Here is a 25,660-nt window from a genome sequence, read left to right on the forward strand (position 1 = left end):
TCAGGTGTTGAAACGCTTGACGTAGTAGTCAACCATCTGGCTAACCATATCATCCGCCTGACCGTGGTCGCGCGCATCATTCAGCGCCGAAAGCGCGCACTGCGACATCACGCTGGAAACGCCTGCATCGCGTGCCATACGGTCATAATACCCAAGGTCTTTTGCCGCGTTCTTGATGGCAAAGGCCAGCTGATTTGGGTCGCTCTCAACGCCGTAGGCTTTGACGAAATCCATCATTCCAGAATGCAGAGGCCCTGCGGCCATAACGTCATACACCTGTTTACGGTCAACACCGGTGATATCAGCCATGGCAAAGGCTTCGGCCATCGCGTTCGCAACGGTCATTCCGAAGAAGTTGTTGATCAGCTTGATCGTGTGTCCGGACCCAACGGGGCCAAGATAAAAAACGTTTTCGCCCAAGTCTTTCAGTGTCGGCTCGGCCTTGTTAAAGGCAGCCTTGTCGCCGGAAGTCATAATGTTGAGCTTGCCCTCTAGCGCGTGCGTAGGCGTACGGCCAAGCGGCGCATCAAGATAGCTTCCGCCGGCTGCGGCAACCTCCTCGGCCAAGGCGCGTGTGCTGCCTGGAAGCGAGGTGCCAAAGTCGATGACGATCGCCCCGGGTTTCAATCCCGCGATCACTCCATCTGCGCCGCGCATACGGCTTTCGACCTGTTCCGAGGTGCCCATGCACAACATCACGATGTCGCTGGCTTCAGCCAGTTTTTGGGCGTTTTGCATCTCGCGGGCGCCACGGTCAATCGCGGCGTCCAGGTATGTGCGGTCGCGGTTTCCCAATACAGCGACCGAGTATCCTTGGTCCAACAGTCGGCTCACCATGGCTCCGCCCATTAGTCCCAAGCCGATAAACCCGATTGATGGTTTGCTCATTGGTTTCCCTTTCCGTGAATGTGTCTGGTTTTCATTCTTGTGTCTGGCGCGTGCGGCTTTGCAGTTTGAATGCTCATATTGCCCGACGGATAATCATTGGTCTTTGGGTGGTCCGGTATTTTGCCGGGCCGCATGTCAATCAGGCCGGCGCCCGCGCTCGAGCCGTTCGCGCCTTCAGCCCCTGTTCGATCCATGATGTGACCTCGAGCGTCCGGGCTGCATCCTCGACATCGATTAGTGGAGGGACGCCGTTGATCACGTCAAGGAAGTGATCCAGTTGCGCTTCAAGCGGTGCGCGTTGTTGTTCCGGTCGTGTAAGTTGGTTTTTTTGGGCCGCAGTGCCCCAATCCTTTCCACGCCACAGAGTCATGGAGGGAAAACTCACAGCGCCGCTGGTTCCCGTGATCCACATCATGTCCTGATGGGTCGTGCCGATGTTCGGGTTTTCGCCGGTTCCGGCTTCAAATCCCCAAGGGCTGGGTGCGGTGTCGGCAAAACTGATAGTGCCCGTCGCGCCGTTTTCGAACGCAACCGCAACAGCCCCGCTTTCTATCCGATCCGATCCGCGGATCGACGCGCCAGGCAGGGCGACGACATCCGAGATTTCCCCGATCACAAAGCGCAAGACATCGATATCATGCACCAGATTGATCATGACTGGACTGCCATCGGAAGTCCGCCAGTTCTGTTCAAAATAGCTCTCGGGTTTACGCATGGCCCACAGCAACGAGACGTTGATGACTTGTCCGATCGTACCTTGCTTGATCACTTCTTTCAGGCGCTGCAAGGTTGTGTGATACCGTCGATGGTGGCCTACAAGGCTGCAGACATCGGCCTTGCGAACGGCCGCCCTAAGGCGCTGGGCATCATCGACCGATGCGGCAACCGGCTTTTCGATCAGCATGTGCCAACCGCGGGATGCGGCCAGAATGCCATGTTCGGCATGCAGGCGGGTCGGCGTCGCGATGATGACGCCATCCACCGGGCCCTTCACCTTGTCCATACTGGCAAAACGCGGCGCGTCGATCTGGATCGAGCCATCTGGATCGGCCAACCCGACCAACACGCAGCCGGGGTGCTCGATCACGGCGCGCACGTGGCGGATACCGATCAATCCACCGCCGGCTACAAGGATCCGTTTCACATCACCGCTCCGATTTGCCAGGGAACGAATTCGTAGTCGCCCAGGCCCTGCGCCTCGGACTTGGTTCGCGCGCCCGAGGCGACTTGGAGCAGCCGTCGGTATATTTCCTGTCCTTTCTCTTCGACGCTGGCACCTTTGGTCAGAATGTCGCCAGCATCCACGTCCATGTCTTCTGGCATGCGCGCTACCAACTCAGAGTTTGTAGCGATTTTCAGCGTAGGCGCCGGTTTGGACCCAAAGGCAGAACCGCGCCCCGTGGTGAAGCACACTAGGTTGCAGCCGGCCGCGATCTGCCCGGTCACCGAGGCCGGGTCATAACCGGGGCTATCCATGAAAGTGAAGCCTTTGGCGGTGATGGGTTCGGCGTATTTGAATACACCGGTCAAAGGCGTGGTTCCGCCCTTCGCCGCTGCCCCCAACGACTTCTCAAGGATGGTCGTCAGACCGCCTTGCTTGTTGCCGGGGCTTGGGTTGTTGTCCATCGAACCGTGATTGCGGGCGGTATAGTCCTGCCACCAATCGATCAGTCCGATCAGTTTTTCCCCAGTTGCGCGACTAAGGGCGCGGCGGGTCAAAAGATGTTCGGCTCCGTAGATTTCGGGCGTTTCCGCAAGGACCCCTGTGCCGCCTTGGGCAACCAACAGGTCGCAGGCATGCCCGAGCGCCGGGTTGGCGGTCACACCTGACCAGGCGTCCGATCCACCGCATTGCAGCGCAACCATAAGTTCGGACGCCGGGGCTTCACTGCGTCCCGCCTCATTGGCAATGGGCAGCATTTGGTTGATCTTACTGATGCCCATTTCGACGGTGCGGCGCAATCCGGCGACGTTCTGGATGTTCATCGTCTGGAAGGTGGGACTTTGCTTCAGACCATACGCGTCCAGCAGCCAGTCGATCTGGTTCATCTCGCAGCCCAGACCGACCATCAGAACCGCAGCGTGGTTGGGATGTTTCGCAAATCCCCACATGACCCGTTGAAGTGCTTCGAAACCGTCGCCGGAATCCGCCATTCCGCAGCCCGTTCCGTGGACAAAGGCCACCACGCCGTCGACGTTCGGAAACTCGGCCAGCTTGTCCGGCGTGAAGTGGTTGGAAATCATACGGGCCGCAGTCGCCGAACAATTAACTGTGGTCAGAACCGCGATGTAATTGCGCGTGCCGACCCGACCACTGTCCCGGTGGTAGCCCATGAACGTATCGACCGAGGTGGCGGGTTTCATGGGCCTGTGATCCGTCGCAAACTCGTAGTCCACACTAGTGTTGCGGAACTCTATATTGTGGGTGTGCACATGGTCGCCAGGTTCGATCGGTTGGGTGGCGTAACCGATAATCTGAGCGTATTTTCTGACAGGATCGCCGGGTGCAAGATTCCGCGTGGCGACCTTGTGTCCCGAAGGGATGCGCGTATTGGTCATGACATCCTCCACCATACTGCCGGCCTCCAGGGACCGAGTTGCAACAACCACGCTATCCGTTCGATCTAAACGTACAAAAGTCATAATCAGCTTTCCTGGCGGCAGCAGCTAGGCGCAGAACGGTGAGTCCGATGTCCACCGGTGAATATCTATGTGCGGTTGTCCGGACAGCCTTGCTCGCGCCGCTTCCCAATTAGATTTGCAGACACGCCAATCTCGCAGTTCGGTTTCGGGGCGCGATCTGGACCTCGCGATGAAGCTGGGGAAATGGCCTCGACCGGTGGGCTGGCCTGCCGCACTGAAGCGGATGTCGAACGACCAGCGGAACCGGTCCGTTTCATTGACCAGCGAAGCATGTGGCGTCAGAGGGTGAAACAGGATGATCCCGCCCGCCTTGACAGGAAGGGGCACAGCCCGGCCTTCGTCAATGAATCCGTCGGCAATACCAGTCTGCGTCCGCGCACAATGCGGCAGGATGGATTGGTCCTGTGCCTTTGGCAGCACTTGCAGGCAGCCGTTTTCGACCGTTGCATCGTTGACGGCAATCCACACCGTGACCATGTCGGTCTGATCCGCATCCTCCAACGCAACCGCCCGGTCCTGATGCCAGTCCGTCGCTGTGATATGCGCGCGCACCTCATCCTTGGACAGCTTGAGAGCGGGGGGCTTCAGCCGGACGTGCTGGATTGGATTGCTCACCAACTCTGGCCCGATTAACTGCTCGACAATGTCAAGCATGGGCCGGGCCGTTAGCAAGTCGAACACTGCAGGCCCGATATGGAAAGGTGTGTCCGCCATGATCCGATCGCCGGGCAACGAGATGTCCAGCGGCTGGAAATAGTCGCAACCGGCCTGATAGGCGGACAGAAGTTTGTCCCAGAAGGTCATTCCAGACGGTTCGTCCTTGACCAGCCCTCTTTCGTACCAACCGTCATAGAGCCGGCTCAGGACATCCGAGTATTCGATCTGTACCCGATCAAGGACATCGGCAGGGATAACATCCTCGACCACGAGGTATCCGTCCGTCTGAAACTTGCCAATCTGATCTTGTGTCAGCATGGGTGCGACCTCACAACAGCAGCGCGATGATGCCCGGCCAAATCAGAAGAACGGAAAGCGCCAGCAACTGGATCCCGATGAATGGCAGGAAGCCGCGGAAGATATCCGTCAGACTGATATGTGGCGGGGCCACCGACTTGAGGTAGAACGCGGCCGGGCCAAATGGGGGCGAGAGGAAGCTGACCTGCATGTTCATACAGAACACGACGCCGAACCAGATGGCGACATGACTCGGCTCCAACTGGCCAAAGACTCCGATTTCTTCGATAGGAAGGCGCAGGACGATCGGCAGAAAGACCGGAATAATCAACAGCACGATGCCGACCCAATCCATGAATGCGCCCATGAACAGCAAGATCAGCATCATCACCAGAATGACCAGCATGGTTGGCAGCTCCTGGCCGACGATTAGGTCGGCCACGTATTGGGGCCCGCCAGCAATGGTGTAGGCACCCGCCAGCGCGGCGGCCCCGATCGTAACCCATATGATGGTGCCTGTGGATTTTAGGGTTCGCATCAAGCTGTCCCAAACCAGCTCGAACGATCCTTCGCCCCGCAGGATGGCGATAATGAGAACGGCGAAGGCGCCCATGCCCGCAGCCTCGGTGATGCCTGTGATCCCGCCATAGATCGAGCCGAGCACGACGCCGATGACGACCAGCGGAGCGACGAGGCCTTTGCCCATTTCCCACCCGATTTTAGCGCGCTCTCTGCCAAAGACGAAGAAGATCAGCAGAAGGGCAACGATCGTGATGCCGGCAAACCAGGGCAGGTAGTCAGCCGTTCCCAGCCTCGCGGGCTCGCCCTGGCTGGCAGCGTTCGAGCCTGAGAGCTCGAAAAACGCGGCCCGGATAAACAGAACGGTGGAAAACCCGGCGACGACGATGCTCATGAAGGCCCCAAACAGTTTGCGTTTTTCGGCCGGTTCGGGGTCGTTCGGATCCGGTTCCGGCAGCGGAGCGTGATGAGGATTCAACTGCGTGCGGATGATGATGTACAGGATGATCATCGAGGCCAGCATGAAGCCAGGAATGAAAGACGCGGTGAACAGCGACTTGATCGAGGTTTCGGTGATCAGCCCATAGATGATCAGAACGATGGAGGGAGGGATCATGGTGCCCAGCGACCCCGAGGCGCAGATGACGCCGATCGCGAGATTTTGATCGTACCCTAGGCGCAGCATCTGGGGCAGGGCGATAAGTCCCAGCAGGACAACCTCACCACCGATTATGCCGGACATGGCTGCCATGATCACCGCCATGATCGAGGTCACGATCGCGATGCCGCCGCGTGTTCTGGAAAGCCAGACATTCAGCGACGAATACATGTCACGCGCGATCCCGGACCGCTCTAGCAGCGACGCCATGAAGATAAACAATGGCACTGATATGAGCACGTAGTCCGTTAAGAGCCCATATATCTTCTGCGCCAGGATATAGAGCGGCCCAGTGCCTGGCCGACCGGTGAGAACCCCGTCGCCGAATGAAAATGGGTTCAAAAGCAGTGTCGGTTCGAACTTCAGGACAAGAACCAGAACCGCAAGGGAAGCCGAGGCCAGTCCCAAAGGCATCCCGATCGCCAGAAGCACGATCAGGGCGACCATCAGGATGAGTGAGATTGTTCCAATATCCATCAGTCTTGTCCCACTGCTCGTTTGATCATTTCAATTTCGTCTTCGTCCGGTTCATCTGTGTGGATTTCCGGCTCTTTGTTCCAATCCGCGACCAAGTTCAAAATTGCTTGCATTGCGACGAGCGAAATTACGATCAGCACCATCGGCTGCAACGTCGCCGGGATCGGAGGATTGAAGGCGGAGCCATAAAGCTCCCATTTATAGAGCTTGTTGACGAACACCTGTTTGTAGCTGCCGTAGACCAGAAAGAAGGCAAACAGGACGATCAGTATTGTTGAAACCGTGTCAAAAACTCGCTGAAGCCAACGTGGAACTGCGTCGTAAAGCAGGAATATTCGTATGTGACTGCGTTGCTGCATGGCGTAGTAGCCAGACATCAAAAACACAAAGCTGGCGAACCAGAGAGTCATTTCGTTGGCCCACTCGGTCGGCTTCTCCAGGATATAGCGCATAAAGACTTCGTAGAGCATGACGACAGTCATGATTGCTATCATCATCATCGTAACTCGGCCTATGAACAGGGCGAAACGATCCATAACCGTCGAGCCTTCGAACTCCATCGTCGCCGGGCGCACGGTCTTTGTACCAATCACTGCAAGAAACGGCAGAAGTACTAGCGCGGCCACGTCGATGATGTCGACAACCCCCCCGAACACACCAGGCAATTCAGGCGTGACGTCGCTGCGCAGATATATTTCCGTTACCTGACTTTTGAGGGATTCAGAGGTGTAAGGCAGCCAATCCAACAGGAATGCTGGAAGATGCCAAACAAGCCAACTGGCAGTCGTGACGAAGGCCAACGGTATGAGCCATTCAATTGGTCCGCCTGAATTCTTGTGCATCGCGTAACCCTCGTCCCTATCCTTCGATCCTGTAATGATCGATAAAGTCTCGATCCGGCTCGACACCCAGTCCGGGGCCAGTCGGGATCATGACACGGCCATTATTGGCCTTGACCTGATTTTGAATTTCCAGCGGTACGGTCAGCAGATTGTCCCGAAACATGTTGTCCGTTGTGTCGAACTCCAGCATCGGCTCCCATGGATGCAAACCGCCTGGAATTGCTGGCATGGCCGCCAGTAGGTGTAGATTAGTTGCGACGGCGATGGCGCTGCCCCAGACGTGATTTACGACCGGAGTGAAATGTGCGTGGCATAGGGCCAGTACCCTGAGATACTCTGAAACACCGCCCAAAGCACATACTTCTGGCTGCGCTATATCAATGCCGCGATTTTCAAGAAGATTGCGCCAGGCCCAGCGATTGAATATCGCCTCTCCGCCCGAGATGTTGACTTTAAGCGAAGTGCGCAGTTCGCGGTACCCGTCAATGTCTTCTGGCGCGACCGGTTCTTCGAACCAATATGCGTCCAGCTCTTCCAGCGCCCGACCGACAAAAAATGCGTCCGAAGTCGTATAGGCATGGTTCGCATCGACCATAAAAGGAAAGTCGTCACCAACTCCGCGTCGAACTGCTTCGCACAACTTCACATCAGGCTTCGGGCCAAAGCCCGTTTTCATTTTGGTGGCGGTAAATCCCATTTCCTTGATCTTCGCGGCTTCCTCCTCAAAACGGCTGGCCAGACTAGAAATCGGTTCATCCCGAAGCATCATGCCGTAGCCGTAGCAAGAAACGCTTGTGCGATGCGCGCCGCCGACAAGCTTATGAAGGGGTAGGCCAGAGATTTTGCCGGTGATGTCCCAAAGTGCGATGTCTACCCCGGACAAAGCCTGTATTGGCATTCCGCTTTGGCCATGGTCTCGCAGAAGGTTGTACACCTTGTGCCAGATCACGTCTTTGTCCAAAGGGTCCATGCCAAGAACCAATGGTTGGATTACCTTTTCTACGATGGACTTGTTGGCAATGGCTACGTTTCCGGGACCAAAACACTCCCCCCAACCGGTTACCCCTTCATCTGTCCGAATCTCGACCAGATGGGTTGTACGCTTGTCATAATACTGTTGTGAGTAGCCCAGAACTTCCGGCATGTCGTACTGCAGTACATGGCTTATTATTCTGTTGATTTTCATGAAGTTATGGATCCAGACGCCGATCCAGAGGGGCCGCTAACGCGGCCTCTCCGTGCGTCGTAATTCGGTCGAAGTCTGACTATTGCATTGCGCCCAGGTCACGCAGGAAGTTGATGTGGCTTTCCAAAAGCGCCTGTGCCTCAGGGGTCGTCGCGAACTCAGTCCAACCGACCTGAACGGCCGCGCGATACGCTGCCAGGTCTTCAGGCGACCATTCGTACAACTGAACACCTTTTGCTTTCAGGTCTTTTGCAGTCTGAGCGTTCTGCACTTCATTGATTGTGGCATTGTGCAATGCCAAGCTATCCATTGCGACTTCCATGATCTTCTTGTGGTGCGCAGGCATCGCTTCCCAAACGTCTTTGCGACAGGCTAGGTGATCTGCAGGCATCGAGTGAAAACCGGGATAGTTTGTGTGACCTGCGATCTCGTACAGACCCAGTCCCACGTTGTTAGTCAGGTTCGCGGCATCCGCGCCATCAATGATGCCGGTTTCCAAAGCCGTAAAGATTTCGTTGAAGTCCATAACGATCGGAGAAGCACCAAGTTCCGCGAACACTTTGGTCGCAAGGCCTGGAGGGGAGCGGAATTTCCAATCTTTGAAGTCGTCCACTTTTGCAATCGGCTTGGTCGAAGAAAGCGACTCCGGCCCGGGAATCCACCATCCGATGAACTCCATGTCATAGCCGTTGTATAGATCATTCACAGCTTCTCTTCCGCCGCCATGAAGAAGCCAAGCCATTTGCTGATATGGGTTCTGATACCCACCGAGCAGGTCGCCCGCAAACTGGAAGGCCGGATTTTTTCCCGTCTGATAGCCGCCGCCCGTCATGTCGCAGTCCAGAATTCCCGTAGCTGCGGCATCGAAGGTTTCAACTGATTTGACCACCGAAGAGGAATAGAACATTTCAACTTCGATTTCGCCGTTCGACATCTCTTGAATGTCTTCAACGAATTTTGCAGCCATCTGACCAGACAGAGTTTCGGGCGAAAAATGGGTTTGAATTCTAAGTTTCGTTGTTTCAGCCATCGCGAAACCGGCTGCCATTGTCGTGGCTACGGCCGCCACGGCCGCTGTCTTGACTATTTTCATAGTGTCCTCCCAGACGTTGAGCATTGCGCTTTGTGGGAGATCTTGTCGCCTCCGCTGCTATCACGCAGATAAACGTTAAGCCGACGAATCGAATGCAACAAGAAAAATTTGAAATTTCTAAAAATTTCGAGATTATTGCATAAACTCGAAAATTTGCTTACGACGCTACTTGGGCAAAAATTGAAGGCGCACACAGGGATGAAAGAAGAAATCGATATTTATCAAAATCTTAAAATGCGCCTAGTCTCTAATGGATTCGAGCATGGAGCCAAGGTGAGAGCCGAAGAACTTCGTATTGAGTATGGCTGTTCTGCGAGTGCGGTTCGGGAAGTCCTTTTTCGTTTAGCCGCTGTTGGATTGGTGGACTTTCAGGAACAAAAAGGTTTCCGTGTGCCAATGCGTTCGCCGCAGAAGCTTATCGAACTGACACACGTCCGTGTTTTGTTGGAGGCCGAAGGCACTGCGATGTCGATCCGCAATGGCGGAGTGGATTGGGAAGCAAGATTGACGGCCGCGCATCACAAACTTAGCCATATCGAAAAACGCATACACTCCACAGACGACCCGAGCGGCCTGATCGAGATATGGTTTGCCTCGGAGAAGGAGTTTCACCAAACGCTTATTTCTGCCTGTGGCTCGGAAACCTTAAAACAAATGCATAGCCGAGTTTACGCGCAATTCAGACAGCAGTTGATGGTGGCAGATCGGAACTTTGAGTTCATTTCTCAAAACATAAGACACCATGCCGATATACTTGAAGCAGCATTGTCAGGGGATGAGCAGTTAACCCGAGAAAAAATTCACGATCATCTGAAACGCCACCTAACTGGAAAGACGATGGGCGACTAAAGTCGAAAATCGTCGTCCAAATACACCTGAATGATTTCGTCGAAGCTTGATTCCGCCTTAAACCCCAACTCTAGGGCGCGATCTGTTTGAAAGTCGCGCGGCCAATTCTTGACTATTCTTTCGATTGCCTCGTCGGGTTTTCGCCTAATTAAGCCCACAGCATCTTGACCGGCCACATTGCGCAGCGCTTCGATTTGTTCGGCGACGGTGCAACTTACGCCAGGCATGTTCAAGGCGCGTCTGTCGTTCAAAAGCTGCGTGTCCATAGTTGCTGCATGGGTCAAAAAAGTCGCAGCGGCGCGAGGGCTGGCGTGCCAGTGGCGAACAGTTTCGGCAACTGGTAAGACCGCCTCATCCCCATTCAATGGCTCTCGGATTATACCTGAAAAGAAGGAGGAAGCGGCAGCGTTGGCCTTGCCCGGGCGCACACACAAAGTGGGCAAGCGCAAAGAAACACCATCGATATATCCTTTCCTGCTGAAATCCGTGATCATCAATTCAGACGCCGCTTTTTGTGCTCCATAACTGGTCAAAGGTGCCGAGAGGAACTCATCACTTATCTTTTCGGGGAACGGCGCCCCGAAAACTGCTATGGACGAGGCGAAAACCAGACGAGGTGTGTACTCGCCTCCTGATGCCTCGTGTTCATCTCTGAGTGCGTTCAGCAGTGCCCAGGTCGCCAAAAGGTTGACATCCCAACCCAACGCAAAGTTTGTCTCAGCTTGGCCTGAAACGATAGCTGCAAGATGGAATATGACGTCCGGGCGTTTAGCTGCAACCGACTCGGCGATGCCTGCCGCAGTCAAGTTCCCCACAATCTGATTGCCTGGCGCACTGTCTGGCGGGAACGAGAGATCGAACAGTGAGAGTTGAGCATCTGCTCCAAAAATTTCTTGGGTCGAAACGCGTAGGGCCAGCTTCTGGCCCAGCATTCCTCCACCGCCCATAACAAGGATCCGCGTCACAGCATTCCATTCCGTTTTTTGAGTTCCAGATACAAAGCCGAATGATCCAGCTCGGCCCCATCCATTTCGTCTATCAGATATTCGAAACGGTCGCGCACAGATCGGGTGCTAGGTAGCTCAAGGCCAAGGCTGCGCGCTTCTTCTAGCGTGTTGTCCAAATCCTTTAATTGAAACTTAGACAAACCTCCGGGTGCAAAATTTCCATCAGACATGCGTTCGCCATGTTGTTGCAAGATAATACTATCCGCAAAGCCCCCCTTCAGTGCGGCCCTCAACGCGCTGGGGTCAGCACCACCTTGCTGAGCCAGTAGAGTCGCCTCGGCGACTGCCGATATTGTTACAGCGACAATTGTTTGATTGGCCAATTTGCACAATTGACCAGAACCACTTGGGCCAACATGCACAGGCTGGCCTATTGCTGTCAGAACCGGTCGCACGCGCTCCATAACGTCCTGATCGCCACCGACCATGATCGCAAGGGTGCCAGCTTCGGCACCTTTGGTGCCACCGGAAACCGGGGCGTCCAGATGCCGCACCCCCATCGAGGAAAGCTGCGCGGATTGCTCTCTTGCGTGTTCGGGTTTGGCGCTCGACATATCAATCCAGATCATCCCCGTTTTGAGTTGCTCGCGGAAAGCCTCGTCAGCAAGTAGCGCGCCGGTCGCGTATCCATCCGAGAGCATGGTTATTATTGCGTCTGCACCCGAAACCGCCAGCGGGGCAGTTTCCACCAATGTCGCGCCTTCTGCTGTCAACGGTTTTGCCTTTTTCAAGCTGCGGTTCCATACAGTGAGCGGAAACTCGGCGCGCAAAATATTTCGCGCCATAGGAGCTCCCATCAGGCCGGTTCCCAACAGAGCCACTTTGAACTGCTTGCCCATCATTTACTGTCCTTCCGAAGGTGCGCCACGCATGGTTATGGCCAAACCAAAATCTCTGTCATACGCTAACGGCTCTGTGCCCACATGCCAGAAGTCGTTGCAAATCCGCCAAGGTTTCTTTGCTTCTCTGTTGATCTGTGGGACGAAGTAACACTTGTCCAGTCGCCACTTCTGAGGTCGGAATATTCATATGTCAGAAAGACTTAAGGGAAAACACGTCCTGGTCACAGCCGCCGCACAAGGGATCGGACTTGCAAGCGCAATTGCAATGGCAAGAGAGGGTGCGAAAGTCTATGCAACGGATATTAACCCTGAAAACCTAAATTTGATTCGCGGTCACAATCTCGAAAATCTCGAAATTTTCGAGATGGATGTGACGAATAATGACAGTATTCATCATGGGGTCGCGCGAGCGAAGCCAGACGTTTTGTTCAACTGCGCCGGGTTTGTGCATCACGGAACTATTCTGGATGCAACCGATGAAGAGTGGGATTTCGCCATGGACCTTAATGTGCGCTCAATGGTGCGCACGACAAAGGCTGTATTACCGGGAATGCTAGAGCGCGGAGGAGGCTCGATAATCAATATGTCTTCCGCACTGGGTTCCACAATCGGTGCGCCAAATCGTTTTGTATATGGAACGACAAAAGCCGCTGTTGTTGGGCTGACGAAATCGGTGGCCGTGGACTTCATAACAAAAGGAATCCGGTGCAATTGCATTTGTCCGGGAACAGTCGACAGTCCCAGTTGGCGTGACCGCGTAGATGCGTTGGGCGAGCAACTGGGCAGCAGAGAAGAGGCCCTTGCACAATTTGTGGCGCGACAGCCTATGGGGCGTGTAGCGAAAGCAGAAGAGATTGCGGCATTGGTCGTCTATCTGGCGAGCGATGAAAGTGCATTCACCACAGGACACACGCACATAATTGACGGGGGTTGGTCAGGCCAATGACAAAAGTATCAAAAAACGATTTGCGATCTCGCAAGTGGTTCATGAATTCTGAGAACCTTGAGATGACTGCATTGTATCTGGAAAGATACCTGAATTACGGTTTGACCCGTGAGGAACTGCAATCAGGCAAACCGATCATTGGCATTGCCCAGACCGGCAGTGATTTGAGCCCCTGTAATCGGCATCATATCGAATTGTCCAAACGTGTTCGCGATGGAATCATCGCCGCCGGGGGAACGTGCATCGAAATACCGGTCCATCCGATACAAGAGACCGGTAAACGGCCAACGGCCTCACTCGACCGCAACCTGGCTTATCTGTCCTTGGTTGAGAGTCTATTTGGGTATCCGATAGATGGCGTTGTTCTCAACATTGGTTGCGACAAGACCACGCCCGCACTTCTTATGGCCGCTGCGACTGTCAACATCCCGGCGATCGCCCTGTCGGTCGGCCCCATGCTCAACGGTTGGTGGAAAGGTGAACGCGCTGGATCGGGCACGGTTATATGGAAAGCGCGCGAAGACCTTGCGGCTGACGAAATCGACACCGATGAGTTCATGGAAATCGCAGCCGCCGCAGCACCTTCGGTGGGCTATTGCAATACGATGGGAACAGCAACGACCATGAATTCGCTTGCTGAGGCCTTGGGTATGCAATTGCCCGGATCAGCAGCCATTCCAGCCCCGTATAGAGAGCGCGGTCAAATCAGTTATGAAACGGGTAAACGCATTGTGGACATGGTCTGGGAGGATCTACGCCCCAGCGATGTGATGACACGTCAGGCTTTTGAGAATGCGATTGTTATCAACTCTGCGATTGGCGGATCGACGAACGCGCCGATCCACCTGAATGCGATCGCTCGGCACCTTGGTGTTCCGTTGACCAACGATGACTGGCAGAAACTTGGCCACGACGTTCCTCTGTTGGTTAACATGCAGCCAGCGGGTGAGTATCTGGGCGAAGATTACCAACAGGCCGGAGGTGTACCCGCCGTTGTCGGTGAGCTTCTTGATGCTGGATTGCTGCCGCATCCCGATGCGATAACGGTGAACGGTAAGACGATGGGCAATAACTGCTCGACGCGCCGGTCTCAGAATAGCGACGTAATCAAGCCTGTCAGTAGCCCGGTTAAGCAACAGGCGGGGTTCATCAATCTCTCGGGCAACCTGTTCGAGAGTGCGATTATGAAGACATCTGTGATCTCAAAGGCATTTCGAGAGACCTACCTGTCGAACCCGGATGATCCAAATGCGTTTGAGGGCAGGGCGATTGTGTTTGATGGGCCTGAGGACTTTCACCATCGGATCGATGATCCCGCAGAAAACATCGACGCAAACTGTATTCTGATTATGCGCGGAGCGGGACCAAAAGGATACCCGGGTGCTGCAGAGGTCGTGAACATGCGGCCGCCCGCATATTTGTTGAAACAGGGCATCGAAGCTCTTCCTTGCATCGGTGATGGACGGCAATCCGGTACATCAGGAAGTCCGTCTATCCTGAATGCCTCACCCGAAGCTGCAGAGGGTGGTGGGTTGGCCTTAGTGAGAAATGGTGACCGACTGCGCATCGATCTTGGCAAAGGCACAGCGGATATGCTGGTTTCGCTCGAAGAGCTGCATGAACGCGCTCGCGATCTGGAGGCAAAGGGTGGGTATTCAATGCCGCCCAACCAATCCCCGTGGCAGGAGATATTCCGCGAAAAAGTAGATCGGTTGGATCGTGGTATGACGCTCAAGGGTGCAGAAAACTACCGCGATATCGCACGAGGCTTCATGCCACGCGATAACCACTAAAAGGAACAGAAATGAAACTTGTTCGTTACGGAGCCGAGGGCTCGGAAAAGCCTGCGTTGGTCGACTCTGAGGGTCAATTGCGGGATCTGTCAGCTCATATCAACGATATTACGGGGGATATGCTGGATGATGGAACGCTAGATAATTTGCGTTCGTTGGATCCGAACAACCTGCCAATTGTGGAGCGTGATCCTCGTATCGCACCGTGTGTCGGCGAAATCGGAAAATTTCTTTGCATCGGTTTGAACTACTCGGACCATGCTGCAGAAACCGGCGCAGATATTCCCGAGCATCCGATACTTTTTTTCAAGGCTAACTCAGCGGTCATAGGGGCATATGACGATGTTGTCATGCCGCGCGGATCTACCTGCACCGATTGGGAATGCGAACTGGGGGTCGTCATCGGTAAGACGGCCAAATACGTTTCCAAGGCCGATGCGCTCGAACATGTTGCGGGCTATTGCATCGTAAACGATGTGTCGGAAAGGCATTTTCAAACTCAACTGACCGGTCAATGGACCAAGGGCAAGTCGTGCGACACATTTGGCCCTACTGGTCCGTGGCTAGTGACCCGGGATGAAGTGCCTGATCCTCAAAGTCTTGGTATGTCACTGGATGTAAACGGTCAGCGCATGCAAACCGGGAATACTGCTACGATGATTTTTTCGGTTGCCGAGATCATTGAGCATCTAAGTCAACTTTTCACATTGCACCCCGGTGACGTCATTTCAACTGGAACACCGCCCGGTGTCGGAATGGGGATCAAACCGAAACCAGTTTACCTAAAAAAAGGCGACGTCATGGAGCTTCGCATCGATGGGCTTGGTGTTCAGCGGCAAAAGGTCGGTCAAGATGACTGACTTATTGCAAATCGGAGGGATCACAGAACGGATGCGAGAGCGCCTGTCCGCAGCGTTCGACATTCATCAATTGGACAATTTCAACGCGGAAAATGTTACGCATATCGTTACGAACGGGCACGATGGTGTTCCGCATAACCTGATGACATCACTCGGTAATCTGAAGATGATCAGTGTCTATGGGGTCGGCTACGACGCCGTCGACGCAAATGCAGCAGCTGAGCGCGGGATTGTTGTGACGCACACGCCCAATGTTTTGAACAAAGAAGTCGCAACCACCGCCGTTCTGCTGTTGCTGTCATGTTATCGAGAGCTCATACGTGACGACGATTACGTTCGGTCCGGACGGTGGGAAGTTGAAGGTAATGCCCCTTTGACACGATCAGCGGACAATCAAAGAATAGGCATTCTTGGTCTTGGTCGCATTGGTCAGGCGATCGTTGATAAGTTGGAGCCGTGGGCCCCCGAAATCTCTTATAATACCCGCAATCAAAAGGATGTCCCGTACCGATATTTCGACAGTTTGGTTGAAATGGCAGAACATGTGGATGTCCTCATATGCATCACGCCCGGCGGCCCGTCGACCAATAGGCTGGTCAACGCTGAGGTGTTGCGCGCGTTGGGGGCTGGGGGCACTCTTATAAACGTTAGTCGAGGTTCGGTTGTCGACGAAACTGCCCTAATCAATGCATTGCAAAACGGTGAGCTCGGGTGGGCAGGGCTTGATGTTTTTGAAGACGAACCGCGCGTTCCAAAAGCATTGCGCGAGTTGTCCAATGTCGTTCTGCTCCCTCACGCTGGTAGCGCGACTATTGAGACACGTGCAGCTATGGGTGACCTAACTGTCGACAATCTCCTGCAACACCTTAAGGACGGATCGGTGATCACAGCTGTGCCGGAATGCAGAGATCTGTAGAAGGCCAATCTGAATAGTGTTTGAGTTTGCCGTTGCGGTTTTCTTTCTGCTGATTACGCCTGGCCCAGGTGTTTTGACAACTGCGGGTATTGGATCAGCATTTGGTTTTCGAGCTGGGCTAGCTTTTGTGGCTGGTTTGATGCTGGGCGGGTTCATCAACATGATGTTTGTTGTCTCTGGAGTCGCTGCAGTAGCTTTGGCTATACCGGTACTTAGAACTTTGCTGCTATTTGCCTCTGTTGGGTATTTGGGATTTCTTGCCTGGCGTATTGCAAGAGCTGGCTCAAAGGTCGGGTTTTCCCCCGCGGTCTCGCCACTTGGTTTTGCGAACGGGCTGACACTTCAGTTCATTAATCCCAAGGCTTACGTGGTCGGCACTGCATTGTTTTCAGGGTTTGCCTTTTTGCCCGATGCGCCCGTTTGGGAGGTCGTCATAAAAATCGTAATATTCAATATGGTTTGGGTGCCAGTGCACATGATCTGGCTGGGTGCTGGCGCAAAGCTAGGCAGCCTTGATTTAAGTGAGAGATCACATCAAAGGATCAACTTTGCGATGGCGGCTTCATTGATGGTTGTTGTGGTGATTGCTTTGGCGTCGGCGCTTTAAACAAAGCCTGCGTCAGTCGTACCTAGCAGACGGTTGAAAGACATAAATCAAAGTGACGCCGTTATTCCGCCATCAACGTAGAGAGTATGTCCATTGACGAAACTGGATGCAGGGGAGGCAAGGAATATGGCGGCGCCGACAAGTTCTTCCACATTGCCCCAGCGACCGGCCGGGGTGCGTTTCTCGAGCCATGCACTAAACTCAGGGTCAGCAACCAATGCGGCGTTCAAAGGTGTATCGAAATATCCAGGCGCAATGGCATTGCAGTTTAGGCCATACTTAGCCCAATCAGTCGCCATTCCTTTTGTAAGGTTGGTCACGGCACCTTTTGTCGCCGTGTAAGGCGCAATACCCGGTCTTGCCAATGCGGATTGAACCGACGCAATGTTAATGATCTTGCCTGACTTTCTTTCAATCATGTGCCGTGCCACAGCCTGACCGACATGAAAGACGGACGCTACATTTGTCTGTAGTAGGTGCTCGAAGGCATCAGCGGGGAAATCCTGTAGCTCCGTCCTGTGTTGCATTCCGGCGTTGTTTATCAGGATGTCTATGGGGCCGACATTGTCTTCAAAGTTGTCCACGGCAGATCGGACACCTTCATGATCGGTTGCATCGAACGAAAGTTCACGTACCGAGGCGCCTGTTTCGCTCAACTCGGATGCTGCTGCCGCTAGTTTCGCGGTGTCGCGCCCGTTCAAAACGACTTGCGAACCGGCGGCAGCCAAGCCACGGGCCAACGCAAATCCAATGCCTTGGCTAGAGCCTGTTACTAGTGCGCGTGTTCCCTCTAGGTTGAACATTTCAAGCATCATGCAAAAACCCCTTGGTTGTCAGCACCGACTATCCGTATCTTTTGGCAATATGTATAGGGAGTCTGTGCAATGTCTTCGGCCAATGTTGCTGTTGTTATCCATGCCGCAAAAGATCTGAGGTTGGAAAACCGGGACGTACACGACGTGGGGCCAGACGAAGTCTTGATTGCCATGCGCGCGGGTGGGATTTGCGGCTCTGACCTGCATTATTATAACCACGGTGGTTTCGGTGCGATCAAGTTGCGTCAGCCGATGGTGCTAGGACATGAAGTCGCCGGAGAAATCGTGACAGTCGGGTCAAGTGTGCAGGGGCTGCACTTAGGCCAACTGGTTGCAGTTTCTCCATCCCGCCCTTGCCAGGCCTGCATTTATTGTCTGAACGGGCAGCAAAACCACTGTCTTGATATGAAGTTCTATGGCAGCGCGATGCCGTTCCCGCATATCCAAGGCGCTTTTCAAAGCAAACTCGTGGCGAAAGCCAGTCAATGTGTTCCGGCAGATGGGTTGAGCCCTGCGCAGGCCGCTATGGCCGAACCTCTGGCTGTCTGTTTGCACGCGATAAAACAAGCCGGGAACCTCTTAGGCAAAACGGTACTTATCACGGGATGCGGTCCGATTGGCTGCCTCACGATCTTGGCAGTACGTCGTTCTGGAGCGGCCAGAATAGTGGCGACGGATATCTCGGACCAGACCCTCGCTCTGGCGCGTGAATGCGGGGCAGACGATGTCATCAACACCTACGCCGATCCGCAAAAACTGGAGCAGTTTGAAAACGACAAGGGCCAGGTTGATGTCCAACTGGAGTGTTCTGGGGCTCAATCGGCTCTGGCTTCTGGCGTCGCATGTTTGCGACCTGGTGGAACATTGGTTCAGCTTGGTCTGGGTGGAGATATGACTGTGCCGATGCAGGCGTTGACTGCAAAAGAGATAGTGCTTCGTGGGTCTTTCCGTTTCCATTCCGAGTTCTCAGTCGCGGTCGAGATGATGCGAAGCGGACTAATAAACGTCGACCAGTTGGTGACGCATTCCTTCGAAGTTAGCGAGGCTGTAACTGCCTTTGAGGTCGCGTCTGATCGAAGCCAATCAATGAAAGTGCAGTTAACGTTTCCGGAAAATGACGATGGATAGACGAATGCGTGATATTGCAAAGACTTATGAAAGAGACGGTTTCGTAGCTCCGCTGGATATCCTGACAGCTTACGAGGTCCAAAAGCTGCGCGATGATTTTGAAAAAGCAGAGCGCATTCTCAGAGACGACCCAGAGAAACTCAAGCTTCTATATTCTTATCCGGACAGGCTGATACCATCATTCGATGCACTTCTTCGCCATCCGAAGCTGATTGAGGCTGCTTCAACAGTGTTGGGGCCGGACCTCATGGTTTGGAGCGCCGCACTTTTCGTAAAAGAAGCGCGATCATCGAAGATAGTCTCGTGGCACCAAGACTTGACCTATTGGGGTTTGGATGATGCTGAAGAGGTAACCTGTTGGGTTGCGATTTCAGAAGCGTCTGAGCAAAGCGGGTGTATGAGGTTTGTTCCTAGCAGCCATAAAAGCCGTATCGTGCCTCATGTGGACACCTTCAGCGAAAACAATCTTTTGTCACGTGGGCAGGAAATCACAGTCGATGTGAACGAAAAAGATGCAGTTGCTGCCGAATTGCGTGCAGGGCAGGCTTCCATGCATCACGGGCATCTCTTTCACGCATCAGGGCCCAATAACACGGACGATAGACGCATTGGTGCGGCGTTGCGTTTCATAAAGCCGTCAATGAAACAGCAAAACGGAGTGAAAACTTTGGTTGCGCTAGTCGCAGGGCGAGATGATTTTGGGCATTTTTTAGTTGCGTCCTCCCCTCAGGGCTTTTTGCATGAGAACGATTTCGTTTTGTGTCAAAGGGATGCAGATCGCAAAAAACAAATACTCTTCGCCGGAGTATAATGACTCCCTTCGAGGGTCTTGTCAGAAGAACTTTGCTTGAGCGGGGTAGGGGTGTTGCGTAGCTTTTGCCCCTGACCAGACCTGCCTCTTTCAAATACTTTAAAACCAGTCCCGAGATCATCCGCTTGGCCGTGATGCTTTACATCCGTTTCCCGCTCTCGCTTCGGAATGTCGAAGATCTGCTGCACGAGCGAGGCATCGACGTGAGCCACGAAACCGTCCGATATTGGTGGAACAGGTTCGGCCCGATGTTTGCCTCCGAGATCAGACAAAAGCGAGTTCAGCAATTGCGAGCACACTCGAAATGGAAATGGCACGTCGACGAGGTCTTTGTGAAGGTGAATGGCAAGCGACACTATCTGTGGCGGGCTGTTGATCACGAGGGCGAGGTGCTGGAAGCCGTTGTCACCAAACGCCGAAACAAAGCTGCAGCACTGAAATTCCTTAAGAAATTGATGAAACGGCACGGTTGCGCCGCGGAGGTCGTGACCGACCGGTTTGCATCCTACAAAGCAGCGCTCAGAGATTTGGGTGCTCTCGAAAAACAACAGACGGGCAGTTGGCTCAACAACCGCGTTGAGAATTCGCACCTGCCTTTCCGACGAAGAGAGCGCGCTATGCAACGTTTCAGGCGTATGCGAAGTTTGCAAAAACTCGCCTCCATCCATTTTCCTCAGTCTACAAACACTTCAACCAGGAAAGATCGCTCGCCAGCTGAGACACCTTCAAGCTGACACGCACCGTCGCTCTTGCCGAGTGGCGCGAACTTGGTATGGCATAAAGGGCACCTATATTGGCTTAGCTGAGACTAGTTCGAATTTGTCTGACGGCACCGCCACTCATACCCGCCTCAATTCAAATGTGTTTTCCGCCGCAAGACCTTACCCAAATATCGGCGCGCTCGAATTATCACGTTTCGGGTGACGGCAAATTCACTGCAGTCCGGATTCGCGCAACCCAATCCTATTGCCGATTGGCCTGAGCGCCCGGTTTACATCAGGATTAATCGAAACAGACAGCGAGCCGCGTTGCTTTGATGCAGTTCCGTAGGGGGGACCAGTTCTTGGTCTCATGCTCAGCTTGAACCCAACTGCTAAAGCATTCCGGCCACCATGCTGGAGGCACAAAATAAGCCTCCACCGTGATTTGCGCGACAATGCCCGGGCATAGCTGACTGTTACTTTCTTTACAAAAAATCCCGAATTTCGTGAACAAATTTACAAAATTTTGTTTCAAGACTAGTAATTTATTGAGAAATTTTCTGTCCGATTTCCATTATTGGAATGCACAAAAGTGCGCTTTCGTCTGCTGGAAGAGGAGCCAAAGGACGAAAAATGGAAATGGGAGGAATAAATGACTAAGAAAAATGTCACGCGCCGCGGCGTGCTAAAGTCCGGTGCCGTTGCAGGTACCGGTCTGGCCCTGCCTACGATCTTTACGGCTTCGTCGGCCGCTGCCTTTACTAATGAGCCGACAGGGTCATCCGTCACTCTGGGCTTCAATGTTCCGCAAACCGGACCTTATGCCGACGAAGGCAATGATGAACTGCTGGCGCAACAGCTGGCGGTCGAACATCTGAACGGCGAAGGCGACGGTGGTTGCCTGAACACTTTCTCGTCGAAGGCGCTGCAGGGGAACGGTATCCTCGGCAAGAAGGTCGGGTTCGTCACCGGCGACACCCAGACCAAATCGGATGCAGCCCGCGCATCGGCCAAGTCGATGATCGAAAAAGACGGCGCGATCATGATCAACGGTGGTTCGTCCTCGGGCGTGGCTGTCGCGGTTCAGGGCCTGTGCCAAGAGGCGGGCGTGATCTTCATGGCCGGCCTGACCCATGCAAACGACACTACGGGTAAGGACAAGAAGGCCAACGGTTTCCGTCACTTCTTCAATGCCTACATGTCGGGTGCGGCGCTGGCGCCAGTTCTGGCGGCTGAGATGGGCAAGGAACGTCGTGCCTATCACCTGACGGCCGACTACAACTGGGGCTGGACCCAGGAAGAGTCGATCGTTGCCTCGACCGAAGCCCTGGGATGGGAAACGGTCAACACGGTCAAAACACCGCTGGCGTCGACCGACTTCTCGTCCTACATCGCACCGGTTCTGAACTCTGGCGCGGACGTGCTGGTTCTGAACCACTATGGCGGGAACATGGTGAACTCGCTGACCAACGCGATCCAGTTCGGTCTGCTCGACAAGGTTGCAAACGGCAAGGACTTCAAGATCGTCGTGCCGCTGTATTCCGAGCTGATGGCCGCTGGTGCGGGCGAGAACATCAAGGGCGTGCTGGGTTCGATGAACTGGAACTGGCAGCTGCAGGATGAGGGCACCAAGGCCTTCGTGAAGTCCTTTGGTGAGAAATACGGCAAGCCGCCGTCCAACTCCGCTCAGACCTGTTATGCACAAGTGCTGCTTTATGCGGATGCATGTGAGCGTGCGGGCACCTTCAATCCCTGTGGTGTTGCCGAAGCTCTGGAAGACTTTGAGTTCGACGGGTTGGGCAATGGTCCGACATGGTATCGCGGTGCCGATCACCAGTGCTTTAAGGACGTGCTGGTTGTGCGCGGCAACGAGAACCCGACCAACGCGTATGACACGCTTGAAATCGTCGAGATCACGCCGCGTGCGCAGGTCGAGTACGATCCCGAGCACCCGATGTTCGCCGGTGGCGAACTGGGCAAGTGCAATCCGGGCGCGTAAGCCTTTTGGCGAATGTCTGACCGTCGTTCTCGGCGGTCAGACGACTTGCGGCCAGGCCTGTGGGCCTGGTCCCAACCACTCAATCCACACTGACCAACCCTGAGGTGGGCCCAATGGACGCCATCCTACTGCAAATACTCAACGGTCTGGACAAGGGCTCGGCTTATGCGCTGATCGCGCTGGGTCTGACTCTGATCTTCGGGACGCTCGGCGTCGTGAACTTTGCCCACGGGGCTTTGTTCATGATTGGCGCGTTCTGCGCCGTTACTTTGCAAAAGCTGCTGAACCTGAGTTTCGTGACCCTCGATGAAACCCAAAAAGACTTTTTGGGTAATCCGCTGAAGGTCGAAACCCCTTATATCGAGGCCTGGTTCGGCCCCGAAGTCGGCGCAACGATCATCGACTGGTCCGTCCCGTTGGCCATCCTGTTTGCGATCCCGATCATGCTGCTGGTTGGCTATGTGATGGAACGCGGGCTGATCAAACACTTCTATAAGCGCCCGCATGCAGACCAGATCCTGGTGACCTTTGGTCTTGCGATCGTTCTGCAGGAAATCGTCAAGTATTTCTTTGGCGCCAACCCGATCCAGACCCCGCCGCCCGATGTGCTGAGCGGATCTGTCGATCTGGGCACCATGGTTGGTTTTGATCCCAATGCAATCATCTACCCGATCTGGCGATTGGTTTATTTTGGCTTTGCCGTAGGCATTATTGGCGTAGTGTTTTCCTTCCTGCAGTTCACCACCTTCGGGATGGTTGTCCGTGCTGGGATGGCTGACCGGGAAACGGTGGGCCTGCTGGGCATCAATATTGACCGCCGGTTTACCATTATGTTTGGCATTGCTGCCGGTGTCGCCGGACTGGCCGGTGTGATGTACGGGCCGCTCAACCCGCCGAACTACCACATGGGAATGGACTTTCTGGTCCTTAGCTTCGTCGTGGTTGTTGTTGGCGGAATGGGGTCATTGCCAGGCGCCGTTCTGGCAGGCTTTTTGCTGGGCATTCTGGAAAGCTTTGCCTCGACCACCTGGGCCACCACAACGATCCCAGGCATCAATCAGATCATCATCTACCTTGTCGCCATCATCGTGCTGCTGACGCGTCCGCGCGGGCTGATGGGGCGCAAGGGCGTGATGGAGGAATAATCAATGTTGGGACTGAATAAAAAAGACACCAGCCTGCTGATCGTCGTCGCACTCCTGACCTTGCTGGCGCCTTTCATCCTGAACCCGTTTCCAGAGGGCAGCGCCATGGCGCAGTTCAACGCGGGTTACCCGGATTTGATGCAGAGGTTCGTGATTTTCGGGATCTTTGCCATCGGGTTCAACATTCTGTTTGGCCTGACCGGGTACTTGTCCTTCGGTCACGCGGCCTTTCTGGGCGTAGGATCATACTCGGCAGTTTGGATGTTCAAACTGCTCAGCTACAACGTCATTCCAGCCATCGCGCTGAGTGTCGTCGTCGCGGGCCTGTTCTCGCTACTTATCGGGTTCATCAGCCTGCGGCGGTCGGGGATCTATTTCTCGATCCTGACGCTGGCCTTTGCACAAATGAGCTTTGCGCTGGCCTACTCGGTTCTGTCAAACCCCAAGTTTAACCTGACGAACGGGGAAACCGGCCTGCAGGTTTATGCGGACGATCCGCAGATCCTGCAGGGCGCTAACGCGCCGGATTTACCGCATCTGTTTGGATTGCCAATGCGCGCGACGTACACGATGGATGTGGGCGCGTGGAGCTTTGACTTCAACGCGGGTTACTACTTGTGCGCAATCATAATGATGGTCGTGTTTTACCTGTCTATCCGTATTTTCCGGTCGCCCTTTGGCATGATGCTGCGGGCAGTAAAATCGAACCAGCAGCGGATGAACTATACGGGTCTGAACTCCAAGCCATATACGCTCGCGGCCTTTGTGATTTCTGGCATGTACGCCGGTCTGGCCGGTGGTCTGATGGCCGCAATGGACCCGCTGGCAGGTGCCGAGCGGATGCAATGGACCGCTTCGGGCGAGGTGGTTCTGATGACGATCCTCGGTGGTACGGGCACGTTGATCGGGCCGGTTCTGGGCGCAGGTTTCATCAAGTATTTCGAGAACATCTTCTCGAAGATCAACGACAACGTCCTGCATAGCTGGTTCGCATTCCTGCCTGACGGGTTGGAGGACGCCGTGGTGTTCGTGATCCACCCGTTCATCGGCAAAGGCTGGCACCTGACGCTGGGCATCCTGTTCATGCTGGTTGTCATCTATCTGCCGGGTGGTCTTGTTGAGGGTGGACAACGTTTGCTCAAGCGCTTCAAGCGCAAGAAAAAAGACACCGACGATGCGCCGTCGGGCAAAACAGAACCGGCGGAATAAGGGGCGAGAAATGGCAATTCTAAGAGTCAAAGACGTCAGCAAACGCTTCGGTGGCCTTAAGGCGCTGACAGATGTGAACCTCAATATCGAAGAGAACTCGGTTCATGCGATCATCGGCCCCAATGGCGCGGGAAAATCGACGCTGCTGAACTGTCTGGTGGGTAAGCTGATGCCAGACACCGGGTCGGTGTTGTTCAACAACAACTCGGTTCTGGGACTCGAGCCGTTCCAGATCAACCAGATGGGCATTAGCCGCGTGTTCCAAACGCCTGAGATCTTTGGCGAGCTGACCGTGATGGAGAACATGCTGATCCCGATCTTCGCGATGCGGGATGGGGCATTCCGGATGCATGCCTATGAGACCATCGCTCGCGAACGTGAGGTCGTCGAACAGGCCGAAGTCATGCTGGAAGAAATGAACATGGCCGACAAACGCGAAATGCACGCGGCGTCGCTGTCCCGGGGCGACAAGCGGCGACTTGAGATTGGCATGTGCCTCAGTCAAAATCCGCGGCTGTTGTTGCTGGACGAACCTACGGCGGGCATGGCGCGGGCGGACACCAACAACACCATTGATTTGCTAAAACAGATCAAGGATGAGCGCGACATAACCATCGCCATTATCGAGCATGACATGCATGTGGTCTTCAGCCTTGCGGAACGCATCACAGTTCTGGCGCAAGGGACGCCGCTGGTCGAAGATACTCCAGAGAAAATCCGTGGACATCCCAAGGTTCGTGAAGCCTATTTGGGCGAGGCGGCGTAAGGAAAA

Annotated in this window: 22 protein-coding genes and 2 pseudogenes; 13 read left to right on the forward strand and 11 right to left on the reverse strand. The window is 54.4% G+C overall.

What is annotated here, in order from left to right; translation table 11 throughout:
* From AC2FI8_RS17995 to AC2FI8_RS18030, 8 genes and pseudogenes are all read right to left on the reverse strand, one after another.
* A pseudogene (locus AC2FI8_RS17995) lies at positions 1–927 on the reverse strand (NAD(P)-dependent oxidoreductase); the annotation flags it as partial.
* A 100-nt stretch (positions 928–1,027) separates the two neighbouring features.
* A complete protein-coding gene (locus AC2FI8_RS18000; RefSeq protein WP_496780458.1) occupies positions 1,028–2,032 on the reverse strand; it encodes a Gfo/Idh/MocA family protein in 1,005 nt (334 codons plus the stop codon).
* Positions 2,029–3,531 carry a UxaA family hydrolase gene (locus tag AC2FI8_RS18005; protein ID WP_496780459.1) on the reverse strand — a complete coding sequence of 501 codons (1,503 nt, stop codon included), beginning with the start codon at positions 3,529–3,531 and terminating at the stop codon, positions 2,029–2,031. The genes AC2FI8_RS18000 and AC2FI8_RS18005 overlap by 4 nt, the downstream gene beginning before the upstream one ends.
* A 24-nt stretch (positions 3,532–3,555) precedes the next feature.
* Complete coding sequence (locus tag AC2FI8_RS18010) at positions 3,556–4,506, reverse strand: phytanoyl-CoA dioxygenase family protein (RefSeq protein ID WP_496780460.1); 951 nt, start codon at positions 4,504–4,506, stop codon at positions 3,556–3,558.
* Positions 4,507–4,516: 10 nt separating this feature from the next.
* Positions 4,517–6,139 carry a TRAP transporter large permease gene (locus AC2FI8_RS18015; RefSeq protein ID WP_142634770.1) on the reverse strand — a complete coding sequence of 541 codons (1,623 nt, stop codon included), beginning with the start codon at positions 6,137–6,139 and terminating at the stop codon, positions 4,517–4,519.
* On the reverse strand, positions 6,139–6,981 hold the full coding sequence (locus tag AC2FI8_RS18020; protein ID WP_496769766.1) for a TRAP transporter small permease subunit: 843 nt from the start codon (positions 6,979–6,981) through the stop codon (positions 6,139–6,141). The genes AC2FI8_RS18015 and AC2FI8_RS18020 overlap by 1 nt, the downstream gene beginning before the upstream one ends.
* A 16-nt stretch (positions 6,982–6,997) precedes the next feature.
* Positions 6,998–8,167 (reverse strand): mandelate racemase/muconate lactonizing enzyme family protein, encoded by a 1,170-nt coding sequence (locus tag AC2FI8_RS18025; protein ID WP_496780461.1) that lies wholly within the window; start codon positions 8,165–8,167, stop codon positions 6,998–7,000.
* Between the two features lie 79 nt (positions 8,168–8,246).
* Positions 8,247–9,260 carry a TRAP transporter substrate-binding protein gene (locus AC2FI8_RS18030; protein ID WP_480793242.1) on the reverse strand — a complete coding sequence of 338 codons (1,014 nt, stop codon included), beginning with the start codon at positions 9,258–9,260 and terminating at the stop codon, positions 8,247–8,249.
* Between the two features lie 198 nt (positions 9,261–9,458).
* Here AC2FI8_RS18030 and AC2FI8_RS18035 point away from each other — a divergent pair, with 198 nt between their 5' ends.
* Complete coding sequence (locus AC2FI8_RS18035; protein WP_496780462.1) at positions 9,459–10,109, forward strand: GntR family transcriptional regulator; 651 nt, start codon at positions 9,459–9,461, stop codon at positions 10,107–10,109.
* Here the strand turns inward: AC2FI8_RS18035 and denD are convergent.
* The gene (gene denD / locus AC2FI8_RS18040) at positions 10,106–11,056 is read right to left on the reverse strand and encodes a D-erythronate dehydrogenase (protein WP_496780494.1); all 951 of its coding nucleotides are present in this window, start codon (positions 11,054–11,056) and stop codon (positions 10,106–10,108) included. The genes AC2FI8_RS18035 and denD overlap by 4 nt on opposite strands.
* A gap of 14 nt (positions 11,057–11,070) precedes the next feature.
* A complete protein-coding gene (locus AC2FI8_RS18045) occupies positions 11,071–11,958 on the reverse strand; it encodes an NAD(P)-dependent oxidoreductase (RefSeq protein ID WP_496780463.1) in 888 nt (295 codons plus the stop codon).
* 187 nt (positions 11,959–12,145) lie between these two features.
* Here AC2FI8_RS18045 and AC2FI8_RS18050 point away from each other — a divergent pair, with 187 nt between their 5' ends.
* The 5 genes from AC2FI8_RS18050 to AC2FI8_RS18070 are packed head-to-tail and all read left to right on the forward strand — an operon-like array spanning position 12,146 to position 17,080.
* Complete coding sequence (locus tag AC2FI8_RS18050) at positions 12,146–12,904, forward strand: SDR family oxidoreductase (RefSeq protein ID WP_496769756.1); 759 nt, start codon at positions 12,146–12,148, stop codon at positions 12,902–12,904.
* Entirely contained in the window at positions 12,901–14,697 is a 1,797-nt protein-coding gene (locus AC2FI8_RS18055) for an IlvD/Edd family dehydratase (RefSeq protein WP_496769754.1), read from the forward strand. Before AC2FI8_RS18050 ends, AC2FI8_RS18055 begins: the two co-directional genes overlap by 4 nt.
* Positions 14,698–14,708: 11 nt before the next feature.
* Positions 14,709–15,557 (forward strand): fumarylacetoacetate hydrolase family protein, encoded by an 849-nt coding sequence (locus tag AC2FI8_RS18060; protein WP_496769752.1) that lies wholly within the window; start codon positions 14,709–14,711, stop codon positions 15,555–15,557.
* A complete protein-coding gene (locus tag AC2FI8_RS18065) occupies positions 15,550–16,473 on the forward strand; it encodes a 2-hydroxyacid dehydrogenase (RefSeq protein ID WP_496780464.1) in 924 nt (307 codons plus the stop codon). Before AC2FI8_RS18060 ends, AC2FI8_RS18065 begins: the two co-directional genes overlap by 8 nt.
* Before the next feature lie 16 nt (positions 16,474–16,489).
* Positions 16,490–17,080: a LysE family translocator gene (locus AC2FI8_RS18070; RefSeq protein ID WP_496769748.1), complete on the forward strand. Its 591-nt coding sequence runs from the start codon at positions 16,490–16,492 to the stop codon at positions 17,078–17,080.
* A gap of 47 nt (positions 17,081–17,127) precedes the next feature.
* Here AC2FI8_RS18070 and AC2FI8_RS18075 read toward each other — a convergent pair whose 3' ends face one another.
* On the reverse strand, positions 17,128–17,895 hold the full coding sequence (locus AC2FI8_RS18075; RefSeq protein ID WP_170777660.1) for an SDR family oxidoreductase: 768 nt from the start codon (positions 17,893–17,895) through the stop codon (positions 17,128–17,130).
* Between the two features lie 69 nt (positions 17,896–17,964).
* Between AC2FI8_RS18075 and AC2FI8_RS18080 the strand changes: the two genes are divergently transcribed.
* From AC2FI8_RS18080 to AC2FI8_RS18110, 7 genes and pseudogenes are all read left to right on the forward strand, one after another.
* Positions 17,965–19,023 carry an L-idonate 5-dehydrogenase gene (locus AC2FI8_RS18080; protein ID WP_496780465.1) on the forward strand — a complete coding sequence of 353 codons (1,059 nt, stop codon included), beginning with the start codon at positions 17,965–17,967 and terminating at the stop codon, positions 19,021–19,023.
* Positions 19,024–19,027: 4 nt separating this feature from the next.
* Positions 19,028–19,834 carry a phytanoyl-CoA dioxygenase family protein gene (locus AC2FI8_RS18085; protein WP_496780466.1) on the forward strand — a complete coding sequence of 269 codons (807 nt, stop codon included), beginning with the start codon at positions 19,028–19,030 and terminating at the stop codon, positions 19,832–19,834.
* Positions 19,835–19,905: 71 nt separating this feature from the next.
* Positions 19,906–20,615 (forward strand): annotated as a pseudogene (locus tag AC2FI8_RS18090) (IS6 family transposase).
* 572 nt (positions 20,616–21,187) lie between these two features.
* Positions 21,188–22,534 (forward strand): substrate-binding protein, encoded by a 1,347-nt coding sequence (locus AC2FI8_RS18095; RefSeq protein WP_282150858.1) that lies wholly within the window; start codon positions 21,188–21,190, stop codon positions 22,532–22,534.
* Positions 22,535–22,647: 113 nt separating this feature from the next.
* Positions 22,648–23,679, forward strand: coding sequence for a branched-chain amino acid ABC transporter permease (locus AC2FI8_RS18100; protein WP_496780467.1), 1,032 nt, complete (start codon positions 22,648–22,650; stop codon positions 23,677–23,679).
* Between the two features lie 3 nt (positions 23,680–23,682).
* Positions 23,683–24,888 carry a branched-chain amino acid ABC transporter permease gene (locus AC2FI8_RS18105; RefSeq protein WP_496694899.1) on the forward strand — a complete coding sequence of 402 codons (1,206 nt, stop codon included), beginning with the start codon at positions 23,683–23,685 and terminating at the stop codon, positions 24,886–24,888.
* A gap of 10 nt (positions 24,889–24,898) precedes the next feature.
* Entirely contained in the window at positions 24,899–25,654 is a 756-nt protein-coding gene (locus tag AC2FI8_RS18110) for an ABC transporter ATP-binding protein (RefSeq protein WP_058277369.1), read from the forward strand.
* Positions 25,655–25,660: the final 6 nt, after the last annotated feature.

This window comes from Ruegeria sp. CDSB029, from assembly GCF_059611125.1.

Coding starts and splice junctions, on each gene's coding strand:
- AC2FI8_RS18110 (WP_058277369.1), top strand. CDS start 24,899: ATGGCAATTCTAAGAGTCAAAGACGTCAGCAAACGCTTCGGTGGCCTT.
- AC2FI8_RS18100 (WP_496780467.1), top strand. CDS start 22,648: ATGGACGCCATCCTACTGCAAATACTCAACGGTCTGGACAAGGGCTCG.
- AC2FI8_RS18025 (WP_496780461.1), bottom strand. CDS start 8,167: ATGAAAATCAACAGAATAATAAGCCATGTACTGCAGTACGACATGCCG.
- AC2FI8_RS18080 (WP_496780465.1), top strand. CDS start 17,965: ATGTCTTCGGCCAATGTTGCTGTTGTTATCCATGCCGCAAAAGATCTG.
- AC2FI8_RS18045 (WP_496780463.1), bottom strand. CDS start 11,958: ATGATGGGCAAGCAGTTCAAAGTGGCTCTGTTGGGAACCGGCCTGATG.
- AC2FI8_RS18010 (WP_496780460.1), bottom strand. CDS start 4,506: ATGCTGACACAAGATCAGATTGGCAAGTTTCAGACGGACGGATACCTC.
- AC2FI8_RS18015 (WP_142634770.1), bottom strand. CDS start 6,139: ATGGATATTGGAACAATCTCACTCATCCTGATGGTCGCCCTGATCGTG.
- AC2FI8_RS18050 (WP_496769756.1), top strand. CDS start 12,146: ATGTCAGAAAGACTTAAGGGAAAACACGTCCTGGTCACAGCCGCCGCA.
- AC2FI8_RS18095 (WP_282150858.1), top strand. CDS start 21,188: ATGACTAAGAAAAATGTCACGCGCCGCGGCGTGCTAAAGTCCGGTGCC.
- AC2FI8_RS18085 (WP_496780466.1), top strand. CDS start 19,028: ATGCGTGATATTGCAAAGACTTATGAAAGAGACGGTTTCGTAGCTCCG.
- AC2FI8_RS18005 (WP_496780459.1), bottom strand. CDS start 3,531: ATGACTTTTGTACGTTTAGATCGAACGGATAGCGTGGTTGTTGCAACT.
- AC2FI8_RS18065 (WP_496780464.1), top strand. CDS start 15,550: ATGACTGACTTATTGCAAATCGGAGGGATCACAGAACGGATGCGAGAG.
- AC2FI8_RS18060 (WP_496769752.1), top strand. CDS start 14,709: ATGAAACTTGTTCGTTACGGAGCCGAGGGCTCGGAAAAGCCTGCGTTG.
- AC2FI8_RS18030 (WP_480793242.1), bottom strand. CDS start 9,260: ATGAAAATAGTCAAGACAGCGGCCGTGGCGGCCGTAGCCACGACAATG.
- AC2FI8_RS18035 (WP_496780462.1), top strand. CDS start 9,459: ATGAAAGAAGAAATCGATATTTATCAAAATCTTAAAATGCGCCTAGTC.
- AC2FI8_RS18020 (WP_496769766.1), bottom strand. CDS start 6,981: ATGCACAAGAATTCAGGCGGACCAATTGAATGGCTCATACCGTTGGCC.
- denD (WP_496780494.1), bottom strand. CDS start 11,056: ATGGGCGGTGGAGGAATGCTGGGCCAGAAGCTGGCCCTACGCGTTTCG.
- AC2FI8_RS18105 (WP_496694899.1), top strand. CDS start 23,683: ATGTTGGGACTGAATAAAAAAGACACCAGCCTGCTGATCGTCGTCGCA.
- AC2FI8_RS18055 (WP_496769754.1), top strand. CDS start 12,901: ATGACAAAAGTATCAAAAAACGATTTGCGATCTCGCAAGTGGTTCATG.
- AC2FI8_RS18075 (WP_170777660.1), bottom strand. CDS start 17,895: ATGATGCTTGAAATGTTCAACCTAGAGGGAACACGCGCACTAGTAACA.